This is a genomic window from Synechococcus sp. BA-120 BA3 (assembly GCF_034931285.1).
Classification (GTDB): domain Bacteria; phylum Cyanobacteriota; class Cyanobacteriia; order PCC-6307; family Cyanobiaceae; genus Cyanobium.
In genome coordinates, this window is record NZ_JAYGHZ010000155.1 from 1 (window position 1) to 1,885 (window position 1,885).

The 1,885-nt window shown below is 74.3% G+C and carries 2 protein-coding genes; both read right to left on the reverse strand.

The window, feature by feature from the left end:
- Positions 1-655 (reverse strand): ABC transporter permease (locus tag VB737_RS06795; RefSeq protein WP_500312173.1); only part of this gene is annotated, 655 nt, incomplete at its 3' end.
- Complete coding sequence (locus tag VB737_RS06800) at positions 652-1,884, reverse strand: APC family permease (protein WP_500312174.1); 1,233 nt, start codon at positions 1,882-1,884, stop codon at positions 652-654. The genes VB737_RS06795 and VB737_RS06800, both read right to left, overlap by 4 nt.
- Position 1,885: the final 1 nt, after the last annotated feature.

The window sequence follows — 1,885 nt, forward strand, 5'->3', positions numbered from 1 at the left end:
CGCTGTTGCAGGGGATCCAGGCCAGGCGCCGCTCCAGCAGCCCCAGGCCGCCATCGGCGAGCAGGGCGATGGCCGCGGCCGGCAGGGCCCCCGCCAGGATCAGGCCGTTGTTCACCGTGGCGATGCCTCGGAAGATGAACACTCCCAGGCCGCCGGCACCGATGGCGGCGGCGATGGTGGCCACCCCGACGCCGATCACCGTGGCCACGCGGAGGCCCGCCATCAGGGTGGGCAGGGCCAGGGGCAGCTCCACGTGCAGCAGCACCTGGCGGCCGCTGAGACCCAGGGCCCGGCCCGCCTGCTTCAGCCCCGGGGGCACCTGGGCCAGGCCGGTGACCAGCCCCCGCAGCAGGGGCAGCAGGGCGTAGAGGGTGAGGGCCACGATCGCCGGGGTGGTGCCGATGCCCCCCAGCAGCGGCACGGTGAGCAGCAGGCCGAAGATCGCCAGGCTCGGGACCGTCTGCACCGTGCTGGCGGCCGCCAGCACCGGCCCGACCCAGCGGGGCCGGCGGCTGATCCACAGGCCCAGCGGCAGGCTGATCGCCAGGGCCAGGCCGATGGCGCTGCCCACCAGCAGCAGGTGTTCGCCGCTGCGCTGCAGGATCTCCCCGGCCAGGGCGTCGTCCCACCAGGCCGGCGGCCAGCGGGAGGTCATGGCGCCTCGGCCGGTGTCAGGGCCCGGGTGGCCTGGAACACCGGCACGCCCACGCCGATGAGCAGCAGGGCCCAGCCGCTGTTGGCGGTGTCGTTGCGCAGGGCGCCGACCAGGAACGCCACCGATCCGAGCAGCACGATGGCGGTGCTCCAGGGGTGGCCCCAGGCCCGGTAGGGCCGCGGCCGCTCCGGCTCCCGCAGCCGCAGCACGAACAGGCAGACGATCCCCACCAGGTAGAGGCTGACGTAGAGGAAGGCCGCCAGCCCCAGCAGGACGGTGAAGTCGCCGCCGAGCACCAGCAGGGCCGACGCCAGGCTGGTGAGCAGCAGCGCCACGGTGGGGGTGCCGCCCCGGTTCACCCGGTCGACCAGGGGGCTGAACAGCCGGTCGCGGCTGAGGCCGTAGAGGATGCGCGGCGCGCCCATGATCGAGGCGTTGATCAGCCCCGCCAGGGACAGCAGCGCCAGCACGGTGATCGCCTGGCCGCCGAAGGCGCCGAACAGCAGGGCGGCCGCATCGGCCACCGGCAGGCTGGAGACGGCGATCACCGGCAGCGGCAGCACCCGCAGCAGGGCCAGGTTGAACAGGGTGTAGAGGGCGATCACCGCCAGCACGCCGCCGATCAGGGAGCGGGGCAGGTCGTCCTGGGGCTCGCTGAACTCCTCGGAGAAGTAGATGGGGCTGTGCCAGCCGTCGTAGGTGGTGACGATCGCCTGCAGGGAGAACACCAGCGCCACGGCCAGGCCTGTCCAGCCCACCGGGGTCAGACCCGCCGGATCGGTGGGGATCGCCGCGGCGGCGGCGGCCCGGGTGTCGGGGCCGCCCAGCAGGAAGCAGGCCGCCACCACCGCCAGGAAGGCGACCGCCTTGGCCAGGCTCAGCAGCTTCTGGCTGCCGCTGCCGGCCTCCACCCCCAGCAGCTGGATCAGGGTGAACAGCAGCAGCACCGCCAGTCCCACCAGCTTCCCGTGGGGCTCCAGCCCCGGCAGCAGGAAGGCCGCGTACTCGCCGATGGTGACCGCCACCCAGGCGATGCCGGTGCAGTGGCCGACCCAGTCCATCCAGCCCACGGTGAAGCCGGCGGCATCCCCGAAACAGCGGCGGGCGTAGACGTACCAGCCGCCGGCCAGGGGCAGGCTGGCCCCCAGCTCCGCCACGGCGTTGGCGCCGAGCAGGGCGTAGAGGCCGCCGGCCAGCCAGGCCGCCACCACCCAGGGGCCGCTGCCCAGC